Raw genomic sequence first — 24527 nt, forward strand, 5'->3', positions numbered from 1 at the left:
CTGAACAGTGCTTCAGTAATACGCTCCGCCGCCTTAAGCCCGTCTGAGCCGTGAATCAGGCCAGTCATCTCCCGAGCCAGAACGGCCTGAGCTTCGGGCCGTCCCTCCCGCTCACGATCCTCACGCTCGATTTGCTCAATGTCCCCAAGAGACAGAAAGGTGAAGTAACGCAAAAACTTATAAACATCAGCATCGGCCGCCCCCAGCCAGAACTGATAAAACGCGTACGGAGACGTCTTGGCCGGGTCCAGCCAGATGGTACCGCTTTCGGTTTTGCCAAACTTCGTACCGTCCGCCTTGGTAACCAGAGGCAGCGTCAACCCGTAAACCTGACCACCATGCAAACGCCGGGTCAAATCAATCCCGCCGGTGATATTGCCCCACTGATCACTCCCACCAATCTGCAGCGTGCAGTTATAACGGTTATACAGTTCCGCGAAATCCAGGGATTGCAGCAGCATATAGGTAAATTCGGTGAAGGAGATGCCCTCCCCCTCACGCTCGATACGCTGACGCACCGATTCCTTTGCGATCATATTGTTAACGGCAAAGTGCTTGCCGACATCGCGCAGAAAATCCAGCACAGACATCTGGCCCACCCAGTCCAGATTATTCACCACCTCCGCCGAAGTCTCTCCCTCGCCAAAGTCAATGAACCGGCTGACCTGACCTTTCAGCTTATCCGTCCAGTTCGCGACTATGTCCGGCGTGTTGAGCTTGCGCTCCTGGGCTTTAAAGCTGGGATCTCCCACCAGGCCAGTCGCGCCACCCACCAGCGCAATCGGCTTGTGCCCGGCCTGCTGAAAGCGCTTGAGCGCCAGCAATGGCACTAGATGACCAATATGAAGACTGTCTGCTGTAGGATCAAAGCCGCTATACAACACTCGGCTGCCACCGGCCAAATACTCTTTCAGGGCATCCCCTCCGGATGTCTGTGAAACTAAACCACGACTTTGGAGGTCTTGAAGCAAACCGGGGTCCACAGCTGACATTTTTACCTTCTCTAAGTATACAGATGAACGGTAGGCCGATATGGCCGCGAAAAAGGGCAGTCAAGATACCGAATCCGTCATTAAAAACAAGAGCGGCGGTTATTTTGGCGCCAAAACAAGCCATTCAGGCGACTTACGGGGTGCCACAGCCTGGGTTTTCTGTTATAACACGCGATAACGACCACATTTTGCATACGGGTTTAAGTTTTCCATGGAACCCTCTGAAAACACGTACAAAAAATCGATCCTGGCCTTGCTCCGCCAATACCCTCGCGGTCACGTCGTCGCAGCGGGTGCGTTGATTGTCGGACTGGGGATGGCTCTGGCGCTCTCTTCCCCTAAGGGCGTCAAAGAGAACCCTAAGATCCACGAGAGCTCTCAGCGAGGCTCCGATGAGAGCGTTCGGACAACACACCCTGTGAGTTTACCTCTACCGGGTACAAATGAGCTGCTGTCCTTATCTCAAGGTCATGATAACGCGAAGCCCGCGCCATTCGACGCCACCACAACGCCAATCGGTACGCAAAGCACGCCAATCGCGGCACCCGCCCCGCAAGCTGAGCCAGAATTACAACTTCGCACATTCACCGTCAAATCGGGTGACAGTCTCTCCCTGCTTTTCAAACGCGCCGGGTTGACGGACCGGGATCTCTACCAATTAATTGACCAGGCCCCTGAGGCCCGCGCCCTGCGTCGCATCATGCCCGGCCACGAAATCACTTTTGCGCTCGATGAGCAGGGGCAACTTCAGGAGCTGCTTTACCAGCGGGACAGGCTGCGCAGCCTGCGCTTCTCCCTTAGTGACGACAAGACCTTTCAGGCTGAAGAGCTTGAGCGCACACCGGACATTCAGATGGCGTACCGTCGGGCGACCATTAACAGCTCTTTGTTTATGGCAGGCCAGCAGGCCGGAATGACCGATAACCTTACCATGGAGCTGGCCGGTATTTTTGGCTGGGATATCGACTTTATCCTAGACATTCGCCGTGGCGACACTTTTAGCGTGCTTTTCGAAGAACAATTTCTGGACGGAGAAAAAATTGGGAATGGCGCCATTCTGGCCGCCGAATTTACCAACCGGGGAAAAACATTCCGAGCAGTGCGCTACACGAATGCCGAGGGCGAAGCCAACTATTTCACCCCCGAAGGTCGCAGCGTGCGCCGTGCGTTCCTGCGCACCCCCGTGGAGTTCACACGCATCAGTTCGCCTTTCAACCCCAATCGCCGCCACCCTGTGCTGAACACCATTCGGGCGCATAAAGGCACGGATTATGCCGCTCCAACAGGAACACCGGTGAAAGCGTCCGGCGATGGGCGGATAAAATTTGCTGGACGCAAAGGCGGCTATGGCAACACCGTCATTATTCAGCACGGCCAAACATACGAAACCTTGTACGCCCACTTGAACGCTTTCCATCGCAATATACGCTCTGGTACCCGCGTCAAGCAGGGTCAGATTATCGCGTATGTTGGCTCGACCGGCTTGGCCACGGGCCCGCACCTTCATTACGAATTTTACGTCAATGGCTCGGTGCGCAACCCGGTGACCGTAGAGCTCCCTCAGGCTGAATCTGTACCCAACTCGGAAATGGCGCGCTTTAAATCACAGGTGCAACCCATCATGGCTGAGCTGGAGCAATATCACCAGGAGACTCAACTGGCCAGCCTGGGCAGCGACTTGACCGTCAATTAATGACTGCGATGCCTGTGCCAGAACGGTTTATTGGCCTAATTTCCGGCACCAGCGCCGACGCTATTGATGCGGTGCTGGTGGATTTCAACGAAGACCAGCCCCGCGTACTAGCTACTCACAGCCATCCTCTAAGCCCCGCGGTTCGCGCCACCATTCACAGTCTGGCCCAGCCCGGTTCGAACGAAATTGACCGAATGGGGGAACTGGACCAATTGCTAGGGGAAGCATTCGCTGCCGCCGCCCTTGAAGTGATCAGCAACAGCGGCTTAAGCCCCGCCGATATCACAGCAATAGGCAGCCACGGACAAACATTGAGGCATCGCCCCCCTGGAGATCCTGCTTCGGAGCGTGCCTTTTCCCTGCAGGTAGCCGACCCAAATCAGATTGTCTACCGAACCGGCATTACGACGATTGCTGACTTCCGTCGAAGGGATATGGCCGCCGGTGGCGAAGGCGCACCTCTGGTGCCCGCGCTGCATCAGGCACTGTTTCATCACCCTGATCAAGACCGTGCCATCGTTAATGTCGGGGGAATTGCCAATATTACCTGGCTGCCAGCTCATGGCGATGTCATCGGCTTCGATACCGGCCCTGGGAACAATCTTCAGGACGCCTGGATTCATCGCGTACAGGGCAAAACATTCGATAATCAAGGGCTTTGGGGTGCCAGCGGACAAGTTCAGGAAGCACTGCTGGCCTCCCTGCTGGCACACCCCTACTTCGCCCAGCCGTTCCCAAAAAGCACTGGACCAGAAGCGTTCCACATTGGTTGGCTGGATGCCATTCTCAGCGCCGGAAGTCGCCTTTATAAACCTGAGGATGTCCAGGCCACGTTACGGATGTTAACGGCACATACATTAAGCGATTGCCTGCAGAAGCTGCCAAGAACGAAACAGACTCTGCAAGTCTACTTATGTGGTGGAGGGGCTCACAATAACGCCTTGCGCACCACTCTCTCCGGACTGTTACCGCACGCCACCGTATTGGATACCGGGGCTTTGGGATTAGATCCAGACTGGGTAGAAGCCGTGGCGTTTGCCTGGCTTGCACGACAAACGCTAAAGGGGCTGCCCGGCAACCTGCCCGCCGTTACCGGCGCCCGGGCAGCGCAAGTGCTGGGCGCCATCTACCCCGCCTGAGAGGCAGGATGTTCAGATTAACAACAAGCGCTGGATTAGATGGAAAATGAGGAGCCGCAACCGCATGTACTGGCGGCGTTGGGGTTCTCAACCACAAATTTAGAACCCTGCAAATCTTCGCGATAATCGACTTTGGCGCCCATCAGGTAGGGGTAACTCATGGCATCTACCAGAATGCTGACACCTTCTTGCTCAACTACCGCATCATCGTCAGTGGCCACCTCGTCAAAGGCAAAGCCGTACTGAAAGCCCGAACAGCCGCCACCGGTAATATACACTCGTAACTTCAGGTCCGGATTGCCCTCTTCCTCAACCAGGCTACGCACCTTGGCCACTGCGCTGGGGGTCACTTCCAGCATTGCACCGGGAACAAAGACTTCAGGGGCTGACATCGCAAACTCCAATCATGGCTGAGCTGCGCATTATACGCCTTACCCGAGGAAAACAGTCAAGTATTCGCCACCGCCGCAATGCCCTTGTCGGCGACCGCAGGCGCCTCTTCACGCGAGGGCTTGCGTCCCTTCTCCGCACCGCTGAACACCAGGCTGCCGTTGACTTGAGAGCCTTTTACCATCTCGATCAACTGATAGTGAACATTACCTTCCACTACGGCTTTGGCCGCGAGCTCAACATGTTTGCCTGAGAAGACGTTGCCGTTTACATTACCATTGATAATAACAACCGGAACGCGAATTTCGCCCTCGACTGAACCTCGTTCAGCCACCACCAGCTTAGCGTCGTTACCATTATCCGCAATAATATTACCCACCACGGTGCCTTCTATTTGCAAGTCACCGGTAAAGTGCAGGTCGCCCACCACTTTAGTACCGCGGGAAATCAGGGTGTGATTGTTTGAAAATGCCATAACCTTGCCCATTTACTCTACTTAGCCAGCCTAATTTACAGTTCCTGCACCAACCAGCCGAACTTCTTTTCGACCGTCTCCGCATTGCGGCCGGAGGAGGCCGCCACCAATTCGATACGTTCGGGCTCGAACCCTTCGGGTAACGTCAGGCGACCTTCAATATTCTGAAAGTAGCGAAACCGCAGACGAATATCCTCTCCCTCTACCTGCTCGGAGAGCTGGTAGAGGGAGAGCGTTTCCAGGGCCCCTTCCTGGCGCCCTACAATATTGAAATTCAGTTGCCCAGACAAAACCTGATGGTCTGTCGCCAATTGCTGAATCACCAGCTTGTATTCGAATTGTCTGGGGTTATCGGTTGCCAGCACATTTAATGAGCCTATCGTCAAACCGGAGTTATTCTCACCCGGCGACATCAGGCCGCGATAGAAGGTTATATCCTCCTCGAGCGCAGCCACCTCTTCCTTTAAGGCAATGACCTGATTACGCATCTCCTCGCTGGCCTGCTGGTCCACCTGCGTGCCAAGACGAAGATTGGCCACCTGCTGGCGCAACTGTTCCGTTTCACGCGACAGGTCTGCCACTTCAATACGCAAACGATCCCGCTCCGCGACGGCATCCGCCTGCTCGATCACGCCTTTGTAGTGCCCCCAGTAAAAACTCGCGGCCACCCCTGCGGCCATCACCACCAGCACAAACAGTGTCCAGAACACAGGTCGCCAGGGGCGATAACGTACGACCACCATGCGGCACTGCTTGCTGCCTTTTACTGCCGTCATAGGCTCCAGTCCTCTTTACTCACAATCCAGCGCCGCTTCGTCAGGGGAGCAGTGCCACGACATCCAGCCCGGCAGTCTCCTCGAAGCCGAACATAATATTCATATTCTGGACGGCCTGTCCGGAGGCGCCCTTGGTCAGATTATCGATGACGGACAGCACCACGAGCGTATCACGGTCCTGGGGGCGAAAAACGGAAATACGGCAAACATTGGAGCCTTTCACCGATCGGGTTTGAGGGTGCTGTCCCGCAGGCAACACATCCACAAACGGCTCATGCGCATAACGTTGCTCAAACAGCGCCTGCAGATCTGGAAGCTCTTCCGGCACCCGGGCCTGGCTGTACAGCGTTGCATGAATGCCGCGGATCATTGGCAATAAATGCGGAACAAACGTCACCCGAGCTGGCACACTGCCGTCAGCCTGCACGTCATTCAACCCTTGTTCGATCTCCGGTAGATGGCGGTGACCAGCGGCAGCATAGGCTTTAAAGCTGTCACTGACTTCGGTGAGCAGCGTATCCACTTTGGCTTGACGACCCGCGCCGGTAGCACCGCTGGCCGCACTGACTATCAAGCTCTCAGGCACCACGAGTCCCTGCTCCAGCAGCGGCAAGAACCCCAGTTGAGCGGCCGTGGGATAACAGCCGGGGCAGGCCACCAGCCGTGCGCCCCGAATCGCCTCTCGGTTCACCTCGGGCAGCCCGTAAACGGCTTCCCTCACCAACTCCGGGCAACCGTGAGACTGGCCATACCATTGCCCCCACAGCGCTGTGTCACGCAAGCGAAAATCAGCGGAAAGGTCAATCACCCGGGTGCCCGTTGCCAATAAGGCGGGCATCAGGTTTTGGGCCACACCATGAGGCGTGGCAAAGAAAACCACATCACACTGCCCCAGCTGCTTCACATCGGGCTCAGTAAACGCCAAGTCGGTATGGCCACGCAGGTTGGGATAAAGATCAGCAATGGGTGTTCCAGCTTCCGCACGCGATGTAATCACTGCCACCTGAACTTCAGGATGCTTCACCAGCAAACGCAACAGTTCGACGCCGGTATAGCCAGTACCGCCGACAATCCCCACATTAATCACAATAAACCTCTGCTCCCGTTGGCCCGACCCTTTGCCGGAACACGTTAGTCTTGACGCCCGCTTGCGGGTCGCTCCCGGAAACAGCCTATAATACGGGCCTTATGATGAAATCGAAAGTCTAACGCTCGAAAGGATTTACATGCCACAGGCTCCTGATCCGCTGAAGCGCTTTCGCAATCGCCAGCAATCTCTGGCTGAGCAATGGCGAAACCGCCTCGCCCAAGTGGACGCCTTACCTCAGTTAACCCTTCTCGGTGTTCTGTGCGGGCTTTTTGCCAGCGGTGTCATCGTCAGTTTCCGGCTGCTGGTGGAAGGCTCACTGAGCTGGGCTCTGCCAGGCGGTGCGGAAAATTTTGAAGCCCTGCCACCCTGGCTCAGGTTCGCTTTGCCTGTGGCGGGCGGACTGGTGCTTACAGGCTTGATTTACGCCTTTTCAGCACGCCACCGGCCTACTGGCGTCAGCCATGTGCTGGACCGTCTTCACAATCACCAGGGTTATCTGCCGCTGCGCAATGCGGTCGTTCAGTTTGTTGGCGGTGCCATTGCACTGATCTCGGGACACTCCGCCGGGCGAGAGGGGCCCGCCGTCCACCTCGGGGCGGCCAGCGCCAGCAAGCTCGGCCAGTGGTTGCGCCTGCCCAATAACAGCCTGCGTCCGTTGATCGCCTGTGGCGTGGCCGCAGCGATTGCGGCCTCATTCAATACGCCCATGGCGGGCGTTATCTTTGCGATGGAAGTGGTGTTGATGGAGTACACCATAGCGGGCTTTATTCCCGTCATTCTCGCCGCTGTGGTGGGCACAACCTTTACCCAGCTCGTGTTCGGCCCGGATTTCGCCTTTGTCGATGGCCAACAGCTCACTGGCCACCTCGGCGAATTTCCGGCTATGGCGGGCATGGGGCTTTTAATTGCCGTGGCCGCCGCCGTCTACATCTGGATGCACAGCCGTTGCGTGCAGCACACGCAATCCTGGCCACTATGGTTGAAGCTTCCCCTTGCGGGACTGATCGCTGGGGCGGGCGGCTGGCTGATCCCTCCCGTCATGGGCATGGGGTATGACACCATCAATCAAGCAATGACGGGCGAACTGGCAGCCCCTGTGCTGGTGGTGATTCTCATTGGAAAACTGTTGTTCACCGCGCTGGTGCTCGGCCTTGGGGTCCCCGGCGGCGTCATTGGCCCAACTCTGGTCATGGGAGCCTGCCTCGGCGGCGCCGCCGGTTACATCGCACAATGGCTGCCGCTGGAGGTCAGTGAACCCGGCGTGTACGCCATTGTTGGCATGAGCGCCATGATGGCGGCGGTCCTCAACGCTCCGCTGGCCGCCATTATCGCCATCCTCGAATTAACCTACAATCCGGGCATTTTGTTCCCGGGCATGCTCGTGGTGGTCATCGCCTGTCTGAGCACCCGGTGGTTGTTTCGCTGCGATGGCCTTTTTGCCACGCTGCTGTCGCTGGAAGGCAAAAGTAACCAGCCACAAATGATGCAGCAGTTGCTGAGCCGAACAGGGGTTCGCAGTTTAATGCACCGGCGCTTTTGCATTACTCAACGCCTGCTAAGCCCTACCCAGGCACGCGCCCTGCTGAAGTTGCAGCCGGAATGGCTGGTACTGCAAGAAAAACAGCTCCTCATCGAGCCCGCCGCGCTTGCCAGGCATCTGGAATCTCTCGAGGAAGCCGCCGCCCCAAAAGCCACCGAACAGGCGAACGAATTGGATTTGCTCGACATGCCGGCGCGGCGACTGGAAATGGTGGAAATCTCACCCAACGCCAACCTCTACGAGGCGCTGCAAACCTTGAACAAAGCCCAGGTGGATGCGCTCTTTGTACGCGCCCCCGGAGGCGGCATCGCGGGTCTGGTCGCCCGCGATCAGATAGAGTCTTACTACCGGCTATAACCAAACCATCATTGGAGTTTTTATGCTCTGGGTCAAAGCTTTCCACATCATCGCCATTATCTGTTGGTTCGCCGCACTGTTCTACTTACCCAGACTGTTCGTCTACCACGCCATGAGCGACGACCGCCCCAGTCGCGAGCGCTTCAAAATCATGGAGCGCAAGCTCTATAGAGGTATTGGCACACCGAGCCTGGTCGCGACCGTACTGCTGGGCCTGTGGCTCAGTCATGGGCAATGGGATTATTACGCCAGCAGCCTGTGGTACTGGCTGAAAATGACACTCGTGGCCGTTTTAGTGGTCTATCATTTCATCTGCGGTCATTTCATTCGCCAGTTCCGTGATGACCGTTGCCAGCACGGGCATGTGTTTTTCCGGTGGTTCAATGAATTTCCGGTGTTTTTGCTGGTGGGAATTGTAATTCTTGTGGTGGTAAAACCCCTCCACTGACAGCCAATGGCAATTATCGCCCAGGAGGCTCGCATGACGTCCAATTCGGAACAGGTCCCGGTGGTTCTGGCTCTCGCCAGTCACGACCCCTCCGGGTGCACCGGTATCCAGGCCGACATCGAGACTTGCGCCAGCCTCGGCTGTCATTGCACGCCGGTGATCACCTCTCTGTGCGCGCGTGATACGTGCGACATCAAGGATCTTCGATCTGTACCCACCAGTTTTCTGATCGAACAGGTGCGTGCCATTTTGGAGGACCTGCCGGTCAAAGCAGTGAAGCTGGGCTTTCTGGCCCAAACCAGTCATATTGAAGCCATTCATACCATACTCCGCGACTACCCCGACCTTCCGGTGGTCGTCGAGCCGGTCACCCAACTCGCCAACGGCTCAGCGGCCGGCGCCGAGGCGCTGCGCGAAGCGATAAAGAACCTTCTTCTTCCACTGAGCACACTGGCGACTCCTGATCTGGTAGAAGCTTACGAACTGGCACAACAGGCCGATACGCTGGATGCCTGCGCCCAGGAAATTCTCGAATGCGGCGGAGGCTACACGCTGATTACTGGCACCCGCCGCACTCAACAGCATTACGAAAACCGCCTATACAACCCGCAAGGCATGATCCGCGCCTATCGCTGGCAACGGCTCAGTGTGTTCAGCCACGGAGGCGGTGCCACATTGTCCGCCAGTATCAGCGCCTATCTGGCTCACGGGCTACGATTAATGGACGCCATTGAGCAAGGGCAAAACTTCACATGGCATACCCTGTCCGCGAGCCGCAGGCTCGGCATGGGACACAGCATACCGCACCGTTTGTTCTGGGCGGACCGCAATCTGGGTCATAAACGCGGACCCGGTGGCGGCTGCTGATCCAACACATAGCAAACGTTCTTCACAGTTGGGTCCATTCCATTTTACCGGTACACTGCCCGCTTGAATCTTGATGACTGATCATCCCGGTTTCGCCTGTCCAACAAGCGGATAACGACAGGGTGTTGATTTACCTTTGGACCTCAACATGCCCCCTCACCCCCTCTACGCCATCGCCGATTCCAAATCCCTGGGCGAGTCACTGCTTACGGCCTCCGAAGCGGCGCTGCGAGGTGGAGTGCCGTGGCTGCAATACCGGGATAAAAGTAACAATTCAATACGCCGAAAAGCTGAGGCCCAGGCATTAGCCGGACTGTGTCAGCGCTACGGTGCGCAATTGATTATCAACGATGATGTCACGTTGGCCGGTGAGATAGGTGCCGGTGTACACCTGGGACAAACCGATGGCGACCCGGCAGACGCCCGTCGACAACTGGGGCCAACATCTCTTATTGGCGTTACCTGCCACGATTCTCTGGATCTGGCGCGCCAGGCCCAGCGGGCCGGAGCCGACTACGTGGCGTTCGGACGCTTCTTCGCGTCCAGGACAAAACCTGAAGCACCGCCGGCCCCCATTTCATTGCTACAGCGAGCACGGCGCGCTATGCCGACCCTGTCCATCGTGGCAATTGGCGGCATTACGCTTGAGCGGGGGCAACAGCTGCTCGATGCCGGCGCCTGTCGACTGGCTGTCAGTCACGACTTATTTCAAACGGGCGACACCGAGCACCGCGCCCGAGCATTTGGCGCGCTGACCCCGAGTCGTGAGAAAATGCGCTGATTCACACTGATCGGACATCCAACGGTGTCTCCACTACTCACAGAGGTTGCAATACATGAGTCGATCCGAAACCTTGTTCCGCCAGGCCCAACAACACATACCCGGCGGGGTCAATTCACCCGTGCGTGCCTTCAAGGCCGTGGGAGGCACACCCCGCTTTATCGAACGCGCCCAGGGCGCTTACGTGTGGGACGCGGACGGCCAGCGGTACATCGACTATGTGCAATCCTGGGGACCGATGATTCTCGGCCACGGCTACGAACCCGTCACCGAGGCGGTCATCGCCGCGGCACGCAATGGTCTCAGCTTCGGCGCCCCCACCGAGCGGGAAACCGAGCTGGCAGACCTTCTGTGCGAGCGCGTGCCCAATATGGACCTGGTTCGGCTGGTCAACTCCGGCACCGAAGCCACCATGAGCGCCATCCGGCTGGCTCGTGCACACACCGGGCGCGACAAAATCATTAAATTTGAAGGCTGTTACCACGGCCACTCCGACTCATTACTGATCAAAGCCGGATCGGGCGCCCTCACCTTCGGTGTCCCCAGTTCCCCCGGCGTTCCCAAAGCGCTGGCCGAACATACCATTACGTTGACCTATAACGATGCCGACCAGGTTCGCGAGGTCTTCCAAAGCCTTGGCAATGAGATCGCCTGCATCATTGTGGAGCCGGTCGCAGGCAATATGAACTGCATCCCACCATCGCCAGGTTTTCTGGAAACGCTTCGCAGTGTCTGCGACGCATCCGGCGCGGTGCTTATCTTCGACGAAGTCATGACCGGTTTCCGGGTAGGCCCCAAAGGCGCACAAGGCCATTTCAACGTGGACGCTGACCTGATAACGCTGGGTAAAGTGATCGGCGGCGGCATGCCCGTCGGTGCCTTTGGCGGTAAGCGCGACATTATGGAAAAAATCGCACCCACCGGGCCGGTTTATCAGGCGGGCACTTTATCCGGCAACCCCCTGGCCACCGCAGCCGGGGTAGCTACATTGCAAGCATTAACCCGGGAGGGCCTGTACGAGTCAGTAAGCACCCACACTCAGCACTTGATGGACGGACTGCAATCCATTGCGAATGAGGCGAATATTCCTCTAACCACCAACCGTTGCGGCAGCATGTTCGGTATTTTCTTCACCGACGCACGGCAAGTGAGCCGTTACGAGCAAGTCATGGCCTGCAACACCGAACGCTTCAATCGATTTTTCCACGGTATGCTCGAACAAGGCGTTTACCTTGCCCCGGCCTCTTACGAAGCGGGCTTTATGTCGGCCGCCCATACCGAGGAGGATATTGAACAAACGCTCAATGCGGCTCGCAACGTTTTCAAAACATTGTAAAACAACCGGTGGGAGGCTTGATGCGACACGACTGAAAGTTAACCACCCCACAATTTTTCATTGAGGGGCTTGCCTAGGCGCCAAGTAGCGCTTAATCTTGGGGCAGGTTCCTCAATTCTTGGGGCGCTGGGTTCACTTGGCCGGACGAAAATCCGACCCGACCCGTCGACCCTCGGGAATCGCTGTTGGGAACGAAGAGGTTTTTACAGATTGTATTCGTCTCACAGAACTTTAGTTTTACGGAATGTACCACTGTCCACCAAATCGGGAGATAACGATGAACCAACTTTTGAAGAGCTTTCTGATTCTGATTGCTGTAACCGGCCTGCTCGTGGGCTGTAGCTCCACATCCACCCAGGAAGAAGCACCGGAGCCCACTGTGACCGAGCCGGCACCGGAGCCCGAGCCCCAACCGGAACCGGAACCCGAGCTGGACACCGTTTTCTACTTCGACTTTGACAAATCCACCCTCAAGCCCGCTGCCCGTTCCACTTTGGTAGCTCACGCTGAGCGCCTGAAAGACAGCGGTGATCGTGTGCGCGTGGAAGGTCACGCCGATGAACGCGGTTCTCGTGAGTACAACATGGGTCTGGGCGAGCGTCGTGCAAAAGCCGTGCGCGACTTCCTGGTACTGCAAGGCGTGCCTGCCAGCCGCATCGAAACCGTCAGTTACGGTGAAGAGCGCCCGGCTGTGCAAGGCAGCAACGAGCGTTCCTGGTCCAAAAACCGTCGCGTGGAGCTGAACTAAGCTCTCACACTGGTCTTGAAACCAAAAAAACGGCGCTCCCACCAGAGCGCCGTTTTTTTATGCCGTATTCATAAAGACAACCTAGGATGAGCCGCGAATCACCAGCTCCGTTTTCAACACTTCCGAAGTCACTGCCTGCCCCTTCACCAGCGCCAGTACTTTCTCCACCAACAGCTTTCCACCGCGATGCACGTCCTGGCGAACCGTGGTTAACGGCGGATTAAAATAACCGGCCACTGGGATATCATCAAATCCCACCACCGACACATCACCCGGCACCTCAAAGCCCTTTTCCTGTAAGGCCTTAATGGCCCCCATGGCAATGTTATCGCTGGCCGCAAAGATGCCATCAAAGTCCAAGCCCTCAGCCAGCAGCTCCACCACATGCCGATAGCCCGATTCAATGGAGAATGCCGCTTGCACATGGTGTTCGTGGGAGGAAAGGCCCACTTCTGTCAATGCATCGTAATACCCGCGAAACCGCCCTTCGATTTCCGGGTGGCCGATATCCCCTAGAAATAACATGCGGGAGCGCCCCCGCTGGATCAGGTGCCGAGTGGCCAGCTGCCCTCCCATATAGTTATCACTGCCGACAATGCAGTAATTAGCCCGGGGCTCACGAGCACCCCACACCACCATTGGGTCAGCGGATTTCTGCAGAAAGCGCAGTGGAGCATCGTTCCTTCCCTGCCCGATGACAATCACACCATCGGCGCGGCGCGACCCCAGCAAATGTGCGTGCCACTCCTCGGGACGCACCGCACTGCTGGAAAACAACAGGCTGTACTGATGCTCATTGAGTTCATCGGCAATCGCACCAATCATGTCCATCATAAACGGGTCGGAAAAGGTTTGACCGTCGATGCTTTCTGCGTTGATGACCAGAGCAATCGTGTGGCTGCGCTGCAATCGCAGATTGCGAGCGCCGGTATTCACTTTGTAGTTCATCTCCCGAGCCAACGTCTGAATTTTTTCCCGGGTTTTAATATTCACAGCCGGGTTATTATTCAGTGCACGGGAAACCGTGGACTCCGACACCCCCGCGCGGCGGGCGATATCAGCAATGGAGACAGGTTCTTTCGGTAAAGGGGCCATTGGCGTTGTCCGCTGCGGCGGTGATGCAAACACACCGAGCTCAATTAATGGATCTTAGAAAGCCATCTTAAGCACCGCACTCACATTTGTATACCCGCGCTCAGGAAATCATTCTGCGACACTGACCCGATCACTTTCACGCTTGAGCATCCACAACAGCCCCAAAATCACAGCCATAGGCACCAGTGCCATATAGAACGCCACCTGCCCACTGAACTGCCCGAATACCAGCCCCGTCAGCATGGAGCCGGTAGTCCCCCCCAGCGCCGAAAAAATAATGATCAGCCCCGCCATGGAGGACTGCTGGTAAAGCGGCAACGCACTGAGCACCACCGAGTTAATCGCCGGATAGATCGGAGCCATGAAGAGCCCAATCAGCGGAAATATGTAGGCGGCCAATGGCATATTAAACCAGTGCACATCCTCCGGGACGAGCACATCATGAGAGAGCGGCAATGTCAGAACCACCAACAACCCCATGGCCAGAACACACACACTGAGCAGCACATACCAGTGCACTCGCTGCAGCACGAGGCCTGCCCCCAGGCGGCCGACGGCCAGACATAAAGCGAAAATACTCGTTACTTGCACACTGATGGCACTGGGCAAATTGAGCACCTGATTATTGAACGTGGGCAACCAGGTTCCGATGCCCTGCTCAATCAGGACATACAGGAACACCGAGGCCACAAAAATATACACCAGAGGGCGGGTCGACAGCCGCAGCATGGCGACAAAGTCCTGCACAACGCCTTTTGCAGAGGACGCCAGAGGCGCCTCTTCAAATCGTATAAACACCATTACCAGAAAATTGAACAGGCAAACCCCTGCCAACAACCAATACGTATTGAGCCACTCCATACTTTCCGGCTGGTCGGAATCCATAAACAGGCTGAAGACCCAATACCCCGACAATACCCCCAACATGAACACCCCTTCAATGGCATTCATCAAGCTGGCATGCTTCTGTTTTCCCGGTGCCAGTAGGCCAATGGAGGCGTAGACCGACACTTTAATCAACGCAAAAGAGGCGCCGATAGAAAGAAACAGTAACTTGGTCGCCCAGAAGCTGCTCAGCAAAGGCATGGAAACGCACGCCAGCCCGACCACCGCTACCCCGAGCATCATGGCTCGCCGATAACCCAACCTGGGCAGAAACGATGCCACCAGAAAAGAAACGACAGCAATGGGGATGTCTTTGAACCCCTCCAGCACGGCAGCCCCTTCCTTCGAAACCCCGAAGCTATTGATGGATTGAAGAATCACCACTCCTACACTGTTGAGCAGCAAACCAAACAGAAAGTAGTTGAGCATCAACACCAGAATGATCAGGCGCTTATTCATTGTTATTGACCTTATCGTGGGCCTATCGAGGGCGCCCCCATCACTCACAACCGCCGTAAGCGCCGCCTGCTTTTTTCATACTAGCAGGAAACCTTTCAATTGCAATCGATTGCAGCACTGCTAGACTGAAAGAAAATCGGGGCAATTCCCCGGATAACATCCGGCACCAACCTTGAGAGCTTATTCGTCATGCAACACACGCTTTATCCCCCAAGCCGCCTGGGAGACCACCCCTGGCGTATCGTGGAAACCGGCTTCAATGCGGTCGACTACAGCCTTAACGCCACACTGTTCGCCCTGGGAAACGGGTACATCGGCTTGCGCGGCACTTTTGATGAGGGGCTTCTGGGGGCGGAAAGCGACGCGGGCTGCTACCTCAACGGCGTTTACTACGCCGAACCCATACGCTACGGCGAAAAAGCGTACGGCTACGCCCGCCACAATCAACGCATCGCGGCCGCGGCCCTGCCTCATGAGTTAACGCTCGCACTGGATGGCCAGAGGGTAGACCTGCGCTGTGGCGAGATCTTGGAGCACCGTCGTGAATTGCGTATGGATGAAGGGCTTCTGTACCGCCGACTGCGATGGCGTGCGCCCAACGGGCCAGTATTGGTACTTGAGAGCCGACGCCTGGTGTCGCTCACAGAGCGTCATCTGATCGCCACCGAATACCACTTCTCCCTGGAGTCCGGCATCGCCGACATAGAGCTCGCCTCCTCACTGAACGCCGTGCCGGGCGTGATGACCGACAGTGATGATCCGCGTGTCGGTGCCGGCATTCACAAAGAGGATCTCGTCTCGCGCTACAGCCACGCCAGCGAGGAAACGCTCGCCTTGAGCCACCACCTGCTTAGCAGCGGCTTTACCCTGAGCAGTGCCGCCGCACACCACTTTGACGGGGCACCGGTTCAATTCATTCGCCACGCCAGTGAACCATTTCGCGCCACCAGTCACTACCGTTTTGCGCTGACAGACCAGACGTCTGTTACTCTGACAAAATACGCGTTATTTGATCACAGCCGTGGCGAACCCGTTGCGCTGGACAATCGCTTAAAAGAATGCCGCCGCCATCGTTTCGCAGACTACGCAAGAGCGCAAACCCGGCAAATGCAACAGTTTTGGCAAACCGCCGACATTGAAATTGACGGCGCGCCCAGACTTCAGCAGGGGCTGCGTTTCAATCTGTTCCATTTGTTTCAATCTCTGGGCCGGACCCCGGATACCAACATCGCCGCCAAGGGGCTGACAGGGCATGGGTATGATGGCCATTACTTTTGGGACAGTGAAATTTACATCCTGCCCTTCTTCCTCTACACCCAACCGCAGCTGGCGCGTAACCTGTTGCTGTACCGCCACCGCATTCTCGACTCAGCCCGCGCCCGCGCCCGAGAGCTGGCCATACCTAAAGGGGCACTTTACCCCTGGCGCACAATAGGCGGAGAAGAGTGTTCCGCCTATTACCCGGCAGGCACCGCGCAGTTTCATATTAATGCCGATATTGCCTACGCCGTCCGCCAGTACCACGAAGCCACCGGGGACGATGAATTCCTGCGCGATATCGGCGCGGAAATCGTATTTGAAACCGCCCGGTTGTGGCCCGCCATCGGCCATTTCAACCCGCACCGCGACGGGCAGTTCTGTATCAACGAAGTCACCGGCCCGGATGAATATACCGCTCTGGTCAACAATAATTTCTTTACCAATGCGATGGCACAACGCCATTTGCACTACGCCGCTACGGTATTCGACTGGCTACAAAACCATTTCCCGGAACAGGCTCGCACCCTGTACCGGAAACTGTCTTTGAAGCCCGCCGAAGTCGCCCAATGGCAACACGCCGCTGACGCCATGTTTTTGCCCTTTGACGCTACTCAGGGCATCCATCTTCAGGACGACAGCTTTCTGGACAAGCCCCGTTGGGATTTTGAGCATACACCCGCCGAGCATTACCCCTTATTGCTGCACTATCATCCGTTAACGATCTATCGGCATCAGGTATGCAAACAGGCCGACACTGTGCTCGCCCTGTTTTTATTGGGCGAGCAGTTCTCCACGGAGCAAAAACGCCGCGATTTCGATTTTTATGAACCGCTGACCACTCACGACTCAACGCTGTCCGCTTGCGCCCATAGCATTATCGCCAACGAGATCGGCTACACGGATAAAGCAAGCGCCTATTTTGAGCAGGTAGCCCGAATGGATCTGGACAATCACCACCGCAACACCCAGCACGGTATACACACCGCCTGTATGGGCGGCACATGGTTGTGCATGGTTCAGGGGTTTGCCGGCATGCGGCAACGCCACCCCCAGGGCCTGAGCTTCCGGCCCCGTCTGCCATCTGGCCTGAGTGGTTACCGTTTTCAAATTCAGGTGCGCGGGCAACAACTTTCCGTTCGCGTGGATGAACGACAGGTTCAATACCGCCTGGTATCAGGCGACAATCTTCGATTGCGCCACGAAGGAGACAGTGTCTCACTGACCCGTGATCAACCTGAAGCCTCTTTTCCGTTGGCAACGACAGCCACCCCTTCGCCACACGGAGCCGCACGATGACTCTGGCCAGAGCTGCTATATTTGATTTGGATGGTGTACTCGCGGACACCGCACGGTTGCATCTGGCCGCCTGGCAACGCTTGGCCCGGGAGGAGGGCTTCGAACTGCCCCCGGACACCCACGAGCGCCTTAAAGGTGTTGACCGAATGGCGTCTTTGACCATCGCTCTGGAAGGGACAACCCACGTGTATTCAGAGGCGGAGCGCACGGCGCTGGCGGACCGGAAAAACCGCTATTACCGAGAGCAACTGGGTACGATCACCCCGCGAGACCTGTTGCCGGGCGCCGATGCCCTTCTCAAGCGCCTCACCAGCTGGCAGGTTCCTGTCGCGCTGGCCTCGGCCAGCCGCAATGCGAGAGAGGTTATCGAGGGGCTGGACATTGCGGAGTGCTTTGATTTTATTGCCGATGCCGCCGCCGTGAGCCAGCCGAAACCGGCACCCGATATCTTCCTGCTGGCCGCCGAAGGCCTGGGAGTGCCACCAGAGGTCTGTGTGGGCATTGAAGACGCCGCCGCAGGCATCACCGCCATTCACCGTGCGGGCATGTACGCCATCGGCGTGGGAGACGCTCAGATACTTTGCGAGGCCGATTACGTGGTGAGCGATTTAACACATTTCGACCCAGAACCTTACTTCAGGGCACGCCGTTAACTCAAGCAAACACGCCAAACTCTTAGCGTTCTTAAAAACAACGAGACTTTCATAACAACACAGCCATAGCAAAACAGCCATAGCAAGACCGCATAAAGAATTTTGGTTTTATTATGAAATCGTTTGTAAAAATAATTTGCAATCGATTGCAAATCGAATTTAGCTCATCTAAGCTTAAAATTAAGAGCATGACTTCCAGGCCTGACATCCCCGCTTTTCGGTGCAAGCCTGCCGCTGTGACCGCTCACAACACCGACAATAACGACCCGCCAAAGCGGGAAGGAGAATAACGATGATGACCCTCAAACCCCTGGCGCAAGCCATTCGCACCCGTGGTGTTCGCCGTGGGCTCTGGCTCACCGGTTCGCTGGCGGCCGTTGCGCTGCAGGCGCCCGCGCTGGCGCAGAACGCCGCTCCCCAGAGAGCCATCGAAGAGGTGGTAGTCACCGGTACCCCCGGCGGTGCTGCCATGCGTAAACTGGATGCCAGCTTTGCCATCTCCACCGTCAGCGCCGAAGATATCAAACGCAAAGCTCCCTCCAGCACGGCCGACCTGCTCAAGACCGTGCCTGGCGTTTGGGTGGAAAGTTCCGGCGGCGTCTCCGGTGCCAATATTTTTGTGCGCGGCTTCCCCAGCGGTGGCGACGCTGACTTTGTGACCGTCGCGCTGAACGGTCTGGCCGTATATCCCCCACCTACCTTGTCCTTTCTCGAAAACTCCACCCTGTTCCGAGTGGACGAGACTATCGAGCGCATGGAAGGTCTACGCGGCGGCCCAAACCCTGTTTACTCAAACGGGCAAGTGGGGCTGACCACCAACTTCATTCTGAAAGAGGGCGGCCCCGAGACCGAGGGTGTCATCAAGTACTCCACCTCTGACTTTGGCCTACAACGCATCGATGGTATGGTCAGCGGCGAGCTGGCCGACGACTTTTACTACATGATCGGCGGGTACATCAGCAGCTCGGAAGGTGTAAGACAGGCCGGGTTTGATGCCGAAGAAGGCAATCAATTCACCATCAACCTAACCAAAATTCTGGACAACGGCAAAATCAACCTCTTTCACCGGGCGACCGACGACCACGGCACCTGGTATTTGCCCGTGGCGTTACAGGATACCGGGGGCAATCCAACGGGCATTGATGCCGAATACACCCAGGTCGGCGCCGCCAACCGCAACGTACTGGTTCCGATCACCGGCCCCGATGGCATGGGCGGCTCCCAAACCACGTTTGAGTCCTATGACATGGGCAAAGGCCGTGGCTGGGATGGCAGCATTACCGGCGGTTCGGTCGAGCTTGACCTGAACCACGGCTGGACCCTGACCGACCGTTTCAGCCTCACCAGCGGTGCTGCCAATACCTACGGTTTTGTACCTGACGGTCCGGCTCAAACCATGGGCAGTCTGAACGGCGGTAGCGCAGGCACCAATATCAGCGGTGACGCGGTCGCTGCCAACGCTCTCGTTCAGCGCATCGGCCCCTGGGTCGTGGAAAAAGATGTGGAAGCGTTCAGCAACGATTTGAGCCTGGCCAAGCAGTGGGACAGCTATAAGCTCACCCTCGGCTACTACGCCTCCTCCTGGGAAGTGGATGAGATGTGGTCCATTGGCAACGCCAAATACTACGAGCTTCGCCACAACGGACAAATGATCAGCCCCGATAGCGTCGCCGACGCCTGCCAGGACTTTGATCAGGCGACCTGTGGTTTCAAATACGACGTGGACGCCGTAGGCGACGCCCGGGAAAACGCCTTTTACATGGCCGCCGAAACTTACCTCGGTCCGGTCACTCTGGACGCCGGGGTCCGCGCGGTTACTCGCGAAACCCATTACTCGGTGGACGATGGCGAGCGCGACGGTATTGCCGACCTGGTGCTCGACACCAAAGAGGACAAAGTCACCTACACGGCCGCTGCCAACTTGTCCCTGACCGAGGATTCCGGCGTATTCGTGCGCATTAACGACGGCGTAAAATTCCCGGACTTCGATGCATACCGGGACTTCCGAGGCGACTTCCTAGCGGGGTCGGACCTGATCATTGACGTTACTCAATATGAGCTGGGCTACAAACTGTCAAAAGCGAATTACTCGCTGTACGCCACCGGTTTCTACAATGAAACCAAAGGCCAGCCATTTGGCAACGTCGCGCTCAACGATTTCGCACGACTGGAAACCGAAGCCATGGGGGTAGAGCTTGACGGCAGCCTCTTCTGGGGCAATTTTGAACTATCCCTGAACGGCACTTTCCAGAACACGGAAATTAAAAGCGGTGATGACAGCGGCAATAAAGTGCAGCGCCAGCCCGACTCACAAGTGCGCCTTTCCCCCAGCTACAATCTACAGTTTGCCAACGGGGTGGACGCCATTATCTATGGCACCGCCAGCTTGATCGGCGATCGCTACGGTGACAACGCCAACATCAATAAACTGGACAGTTATGAGAAACTTGACCTTGGCGTGATCGTCAATATCGACAACCTGGAGCTGCAACTGGTCGCCGATAACCTGACCGATGAAATGGCCTTGACGGAGAGCGACCCACGCTCCGCCGGGGTGTCCGCCAACGGGCGATACATCCTGCCACGCAACGTGAAGTTCTCCATTGCCTACCATTTTTAAGGGCTGAGACGGAGCCGCTCGGCGCGCTCCGGCTCATCGCGCCGCTCCGCAAGCTCTGCCTGTAATTGATAAAACCTCGGCTCCCGGGATTCCCGCCGCAGCGCTTCTTTCAGATAGTGCTGCGCCAGTGCCAGGTCATTCTGCTCCAGATGTTGCTTCGCCAGGGCATACAAATAGTACGGGTTGTTATTGCGGTGAGTCTGCGACGCTGACTAAAGTACGCGGCCTTTTCCCTGTCTCCGCGCTGCCGGTAAAGGCTGTCGAGATTACTCATCAGCGTGAGGTCGGTCAGATCCAGCGACAACCCCTGAAGATACGCCAGCTCCGCCAACCTTCCCTCTTCCAGACGGTTATATAAAGTGCCGAGATTATTCCAAATATAACTTTGTTGATCATCTAACGCCAAGGCCTGGCGAAGATGTAAAAAACCGTCCGCCAGCTCACCCTCTGCTACGAGCTCCATACCGCGATTATTATAGAACTGTGCCGCCACCAACCGATCACCGATCAGCTCCTGCGAATACGCAGGGCTGTAGCGCTGCATCTCCAGATCCACGACCAGTTGCTCGCCCCCGCGCAACATCACTTTTGCATTAACGTGACGAAACAACACAAACGGCTCTCCCTCACGCCACTCCCAGGTCGGGGGGACACGCACATCATTCACCCGAACATCCAGCCCCATTTCACGAGCCATGGCGACGTAAATCAAGGTAAAACTGAGACAATTTACCGAACGGGTGCGGAAAGCGTCTTGAGCGGTGGAAGTATTCAGTGCGGTGTAGCGCATGCCTTGGCCGCCATAGAGCGGCGCAGCCAACAGCGCCCGATGCAGCGCCTCCGCCCGTTCATCAGGGCGGCGATGCTGTCGCATTAATTCTTGCGCCAGCGTGCGCATGGGGGGAGACAACGCCATCAAATCATACCGCGCTGGGCGATCATTTTCCCCAACACCGGGCACCTGCTCGCCGGAGAGTAACGCTTCGCGGTCCTGATCGGAGGGTGGAGTGATCCACTTCGGCAGCGGCTCAACGGATGCACAGCCGCACAAGAATAAAACGGCAAGGCAGGCCCCCAGACGCATGGACTCATCTCCCACCAAGGACCACGACACCAAAATAGCGCGGTCCGGCAAAGTGTGCCCCAAATTATAGCAAATGGGTCATGCCAGCTGGCGGGCTTCTACTTGGGCGGGGAAGCGCTCACCTTGCACAGGGAAACGCTCAGACATCCGGAAGCTCATGGGATAACCGTACTGCGGATGATAATAGACATTCACCCCCAACTTGGCATGACAAAGCTCCTGATCAATGCGCTGGAAATAATCGTCGATCGTCCCCACTTCAGGTCCCGATACCGGGATCGGCTCTGCCTCCAGGCCACGCTCATCCAGACGCAAGGCGGAGGCCAGCACACCATCCTTTACTCGCACACGAATGTCTCCGCCCCTGGGACCACTTCCCCGGCGGATCAGCGTAAACTGGTACGTGCCAAACCCACTCAAGCGCCATAGCTGGCGATGATAAGCCAACTCCGCCCGAGAGCCATCAAGGTTCATCGCGCTAATATCCTGGCGCAGCTCCCGCAACGCTTCCGGGGCCGCAGAGCACCCGTTCGACACGATGTTCATTGACACCATAAAAGTTTGCATTGCCGCAACTCCTTGACTCATAAACTGAACGATTCTGCGAGCTCGCCCTCTTTTGCGTATGGAGTGAAGATTCAATTGCCCCCTTCAGAGCAAATCCAAAGCAAATAGCAGGCCGTTCTCAACTTGGCGCCACACCACGAACGTCAGCTTGCCGTCCTTGCGAGAATTGTTATCCTTAGACCACTTATCCGGTGCGGGTTCCCGCCGTCAGAGCGAGCAATTGTGTGATTGGAGAACTCCATCACACTCTCTGCCAGCCAGGAGCAACCGCTCAAACCTGCCACTCCACTGTAGCGATCCGCCCGCCCGGTTTCTGTTGCACAACTGCGAAAGAGTGTAATTTTGTGTAACCTACGCTGATAACCGGTCAGGCAATCTGGCGAGACAGCCCAAAGCTCCCGGCGGGCTTACAGCTTTTTACAGACTCTCACAAAGCGTTGACGGCTTTTCGGTTGGCGAAACGTCACAATAAAAGCACTGGGTTGTCGGCAAGGTGTAATTCGCCCACAGCCCCGCCCTTACTGCAACACCTTTAACAGAGCACCACCACTATGACGTGCGCCCAAAGCCCATTGAGCCGCTACCGCGAAACCCTGCGCAAGGTGGCGCTTTGCCTGCCCTTTATCATCGCCGCGCCCTGGGCCCCCACATCCGCCGCCTGCGATCCGACGCTCAAAGACTGTGTCGCGCCAGGCACCTGGGAGTTCAAATTAGCGCTGGGTGCGGGGCTTCGGACCAATCCGGTCATCGGGGCGGACAACATCCCGCTGATTCTGCTGCCCCAGATTTCCTACTACGGCAAGCGTTTCTTCTGGGACAACTTCGACCTCGGCTACACGCTGGTTGATCGCCCCAACTGGATGCTGAACCTCTTGGCCACCGCAGATACCGACGGGCTCTACTTTTTCCAGGATGACTGGGGCCGCTTCTTCGTTGACGGCGGACTGACAGCCACCACGAACCAGGCATTCTCCCCCGACCTGGTGGCCACTCCGGAGCACGCCGAAAGAGAGGGCGATCAGGGTCCGCAAACCGACAAGAATCCGCTCAGCCCATCCCGCCTGCCGCCCGCCCGCCTGGAGGCGCCCGCGCTCAGTGACCGCCACGTGGCCGCGCTGGGCGGACTGGAAACGTCTGGCGATATCGGCCCCCTGCAATGGCAGCTGCAATTGCTGTCTGACATCAGCGGCGTCCACGACGGCCAAACCGCCCGTTTCGCGGTAAGTTCCTCCACCTCGGCGCTCAACGGAAAACTCGGCCTTTCAACCGGTTTCAACTGGAAAAGCGCCGAGATAATGGAATACTATTACGGCGTTACAGAGGGGGAAGCTACGACCGGCCGCCCCACCTATCGCCCAAGCAGCGGTACGTCACCGTTCCTGCGCCTGAGCTGGAGTCGACCGGTCAATGAGCGATGGCACTGGCTTGGCAGCGTACAATACGAATACCTCAGCGAAGCCATGCGCCACAGCCCCCTCATCGACCGGGACGAGATCCTGCAAATTTTTGTCGGGGGCGTTTACCATTTCTAGACTCGGGCAACTGAGGTATCACCACCCACATAGTTTTCTGGCAGCCCGGGCAATCATTTTCCTGGGCTGCTGGCTATTGGCCTCCGGTATCCGCGCGGAGACTGCATTGACGCTGACCCCCACTGTGTGCGCGCTCTCTGAAGACCAGTCGCACTGTGAGGAGCAAATTGACATCAACTGGCGCGCTGACACCAGCCGGGCCCTGTGCCTGTTTGTGGAGGCCGAGACACGGCCGCTGGCATGCTGGCAAAATGCCGACAGCGGCCACTACCGGTACCGCGCCGTTACCGCCGACAGCCTGATTTTTCAACTGCGCGGCGAACACTCCGACGAGCTACTGGCCAGCGAATTTTTCAAGGTGATCCGCGAATACACCGACTTTCGGTCGAGACGACGGAAACCCTGGAATTTCTTTTGATCCATCGACCCACGACCAGCACCGGA

The 24527-nt window shown here is 57.0% G+C and carries 22 protein-coding genes (1 of these 22 only partly in view); 13 read left to right on the plus strand and 9 right to left on the minus strand.

Translation table 11 applies throughout. The features are described from left to right. Positions 1 to 992, minus strand: the 5' portion of a protein-coding gene (gene tyrS / locus ACQCLF_RS02020; protein ID WP_426984620.1) for a tyrosine--tRNA ligase. The gene continues 316 nt to the left of window position 1, outside the view; the window shows 992 of its 1308 coding nt (coding positions 1-992); it begins with the start codon at positions 990 to 992; its stop codon lies beyond the left edge, outside the window. 211 nt (positions 993 to 1203) lie between these two features. On the opposite strand from tyrS, the gene ACQCLF_RS02025 reads away from it, so the two are divergent. Beyond that, a complete protein-coding gene (locus tag ACQCLF_RS02025; protein ID WP_426984621.1) occupies positions 1204 to 2685 on the plus strand; it encodes a peptidoglycan DD-metalloendopeptidase family protein in 1482 nt (493 codons plus the stop codon). Next, the gene (locus tag ACQCLF_RS02030) at positions 2685 to 3824 is read left to right on the plus strand and encodes an anhydro-N-acetylmuramic acid kinase (protein ID WP_426984623.1); all 1140 of its coding nucleotides are present in this window, start codon (positions 2685 to 2687) and stop codon (positions 3822 to 3824) included. The genes ACQCLF_RS02025 and ACQCLF_RS02030 overlap by 1 nt, the downstream gene beginning before the upstream one ends. A 35-nt stretch (positions 3825 to 3859) precedes the next feature. On the opposite strand, the gene erpA is transcribed toward ACQCLF_RS02030, so the two are convergent. The 4 genes from erpA to argC are packed head-to-tail and all read right to left on the minus strand — an operon-like array spanning position 3860 to position 6552. Further along, the gene (gene erpA, locus ACQCLF_RS02035) at positions 3860 to 4216 is read right to left on the minus strand and encodes an iron-sulfur cluster insertion protein ErpA (protein ID WP_426984624.1); all 357 of its coding nucleotides are present in this window, start codon (positions 4214 to 4216) and stop codon (positions 3860 to 3862) included. A 56-nt stretch (positions 4217 to 4272) separates the two neighbouring features. Next, a complete protein-coding gene (locus ACQCLF_RS02040; protein ID WP_426984626.1) occupies positions 4273 to 4689 on the minus strand; it encodes a bactofilin family protein in 417 nt (138 codons plus the stop codon). 35 nt (positions 4690 to 4724) lie between these two features. Next, complete coding sequence (locus ACQCLF_RS02045) at positions 4725 to 5465, minus strand: DUF6776 family protein (protein WP_426984627.1); 741 nt, start codon at positions 5463 to 5465, stop codon at positions 4725 to 4727. A 40-nt stretch (positions 5466 to 5505) separates the two neighbouring features. Beyond that, complete coding sequence (gene argC / locus ACQCLF_RS02050) at positions 5506 to 6552, minus strand: N-acetyl-gamma-glutamyl-phosphate reductase (RefSeq protein ID WP_426984628.1); 1047 nt, start codon at positions 6550 to 6552, stop codon at positions 5506 to 5508. Positions 6553 to 6691: 139 nt separating this feature from the next. On the opposite strand from argC, the gene ACQCLF_RS02055 reads away from it, so the two are divergent. From ACQCLF_RS02055 to pal, 6 genes are all read left to right on the plus strand, one after another. Next, positions 6692 to 8452 carry a chloride channel protein gene (locus ACQCLF_RS02055; RefSeq protein WP_426984630.1) on the plus strand — a complete coding sequence of 587 codons (1761 nt, stop codon included), beginning with the start codon at positions 6692 to 6694 and terminating at the stop codon, positions 8450 to 8452. A gap of 22 nt (positions 8453 to 8474) precedes the next feature. Further along, a complete protein-coding gene (gene hemJ, locus ACQCLF_RS02060; protein ID WP_426984632.1) occupies positions 8475 to 8900 on the plus strand; it encodes a protoporphyrinogen oxidase HemJ in 426 nt (141 codons plus the stop codon). Positions 8901 to 8933: 33 nt separating this feature from the next. Further along, positions 8934 to 9767, plus strand: coding sequence for a bifunctional hydroxymethylpyrimidine kinase/phosphomethylpyrimidine kinase (gene thiD / locus ACQCLF_RS02065; RefSeq protein ID WP_426984633.1), 834 nt, complete (start codon positions 8934 to 8936; stop codon positions 9765 to 9767). A 148-nt stretch (positions 9768 to 9915) separates the two neighbouring features. After that, the gene (gene thiE / locus ACQCLF_RS02070; protein WP_426984635.1) at positions 9916 to 10548 is read left to right on the plus strand and encodes a thiamine phosphate synthase; all 633 of its coding nucleotides are present in this window, start codon (positions 9916 to 9918) and stop codon (positions 10546 to 10548) included. A gap of 55 nt (positions 10549 to 10603) precedes the next feature. Further along, positions 10604 to 11884, plus strand: a complete 1281-nt coding sequence (gene hemL / locus ACQCLF_RS02075; protein ID WP_426984636.1) for a glutamate-1-semialdehyde 2,1-aminomutase — start codon at positions 10604 to 10606, stop codon at positions 11882 to 11884. A gap of 277 nt (positions 11885 to 12161) precedes the next feature. Beyond that, positions 12162 to 12632, plus strand: a complete 471-nt coding sequence (gene pal / locus ACQCLF_RS02080; protein WP_426984637.1) for a peptidoglycan-associated lipoprotein Pal — start codon at positions 12162 to 12164, stop codon at positions 12630 to 12632. A gap of 81 nt (positions 12633 to 12713) precedes the next feature. Here pal and ACQCLF_RS02085 read toward each other — a convergent pair whose 3' ends face one another. Together ACQCLF_RS02085 and ACQCLF_RS02090 are read right to left on the minus strand one after the other, a co-directional pair. Then, positions 12714 to 13727 (minus strand): LacI family DNA-binding transcriptional regulator, encoded by a 1014-nt coding sequence (locus ACQCLF_RS02085; protein ID WP_426984639.1) that lies wholly within the window; start codon positions 13725 to 13727, stop codon positions 12714 to 12716. A 108-nt stretch (positions 13728 to 13835) separates the two neighbouring features. Beyond that, entirely contained in the window at positions 13836 to 15071 is a 1236-nt protein-coding gene (locus ACQCLF_RS02090; protein WP_426984641.1) for an MFS transporter, read from the minus strand. Positions 15072 to 15260: 189 nt separating this feature from the next. Here ACQCLF_RS02090 and ACQCLF_RS02095 point away from each other — a divergent pair, with 189 nt between their 5' ends. The 3 genes from ACQCLF_RS02095 (at position 15261) to ACQCLF_RS02105 (ending at position 20900) form a co-directional block, all read left to right on the plus strand. Further along, the gene (locus ACQCLF_RS02095; RefSeq protein WP_426984642.1) at positions 15261 to 17627 is read left to right on the plus strand and encodes a glycoside hydrolase family 65 protein; all 2367 of its coding nucleotides are present in this window, start codon (positions 15261 to 15263) and stop codon (positions 17625 to 17627) included. Next, complete coding sequence (pgmB, locus tag ACQCLF_RS02100) at positions 17624 to 18280, plus strand: beta-phosphoglucomutase (protein ID WP_426984643.1); 657 nt, start codon at positions 17624 to 17626, stop codon at positions 18278 to 18280. The genes ACQCLF_RS02095 and pgmB overlap by 4 nt, the downstream gene beginning before the upstream one ends. A 292-nt stretch (positions 18281 to 18572) precedes the next feature. After that, on the plus strand, positions 18573 to 20900 hold the full coding sequence (locus ACQCLF_RS02105; protein ID WP_426984644.1) for a TonB-dependent receptor: 2328 nt from the start codon (positions 18573 to 18575) through the stop codon (positions 20898 to 20900). Positions 20901 to 21009: 109 nt separating this feature from the next. On the opposite strand, the gene ACQCLF_RS02110 is transcribed toward ACQCLF_RS02105, so the two are convergent. Both ACQCLF_RS02110 and ACQCLF_RS02115 read right to left on the minus strand, forming a co-directional pair. Then, positions 21010 to 21984, minus strand: a complete 975-nt coding sequence (locus ACQCLF_RS02110; protein ID WP_426984646.1) for a hypothetical protein — start codon at positions 21982 to 21984, stop codon at positions 21010 to 21012. Positions 21985 to 22062: 78 nt separating this feature from the next. Continuing rightward, on the minus strand, positions 22063 to 22551 hold the full coding sequence (locus tag ACQCLF_RS02115; RefSeq protein WP_426984648.1) for a DUF6174 domain-containing protein: 489 nt from the start codon (positions 22549 to 22551) through the stop codon (positions 22063 to 22065). A 551-nt stretch (positions 22552 to 23102) separates the two neighbouring features. On the opposite strand from ACQCLF_RS02115, the gene ACQCLF_RS02120 reads away from it, so the two are divergent. Together ACQCLF_RS02120 and ACQCLF_RS02125 are read left to right on the plus strand one after the other, a co-directional pair. Next, positions 23103 to 24083 (plus strand): MipA/OmpV family protein, encoded by a 981-nt coding sequence (locus ACQCLF_RS02120; RefSeq protein WP_426984650.1) that lies wholly within the window; start codon positions 23103 to 23105, stop codon positions 24081 to 24083. 106 nt (positions 24084 to 24189) lie between these two features. Further along, positions 24190 to 24501 (plus strand): DUF3019 domain-containing protein, encoded by a 312-nt coding sequence (locus ACQCLF_RS02125; RefSeq protein WP_426984652.1) that lies wholly within the window; start codon positions 24190 to 24192, stop codon positions 24499 to 24501. Positions 24502 to 24527 lie beyond the last annotated feature (26 nt).

The organism is Marinimicrobium sp. ARAG 43.8 (assembly GCF_050113635.1).
Classification (GTDB): domain Bacteria; phylum Pseudomonadota; class Gammaproteobacteria; order Pseudomonadales; family Cellvibrionaceae; genus Marinimicrobium.